Here is a 304-nt window from a genome sequence, read left to right as displayed (position 1 = left end):
AAAGGTGTCTTTAGTGAAACAGCACAAACCGTCACCTATATCTACACAAAAAATCCGATACCAGCAGCGGATGTAACAGTCGAGTATGTGGACACAGAAGGCAATGAAATTCACCCTTCACAAACGATCAGTGGAAACGTAGGTGAGTCTTATGATGCCAGCACGAAGAACTATCAATTAGTGATTGAAGGCTACACCTTAGATCAAAGCCAATTGCCAGAAAATAGTAAAGGTGTCTTTAGTGAAACAGCACAAACCGTCACCTATATCTACACAAAAAATCCGATACCAGCAGCGGATGTAA

Annotated in this window: 1 protein-coding gene; it reads left to right on the top strand. The window is 41.4% G+C overall.

Annotated elements, in window-relative coordinates:
- The coding region (locus ACI3E5_RS17665) for a MucBP domain-containing protein (RefSeq protein WP_498822146.1) at positions 1-304 on the top strand (304 nt) is incomplete at both ends.

This window comes from Candidatus Enterococcus avicola, from assembly GCF_047470845.1.
Classification (GTDB): Bacteria; Bacillota; Bacilli; order Lactobacillales; family Enterococcaceae; genus Enterococcus_D; species Enterococcus_D casseliflavus.
This window is presented reverse-complemented; position numbering and strand designations above follow the sequence as displayed.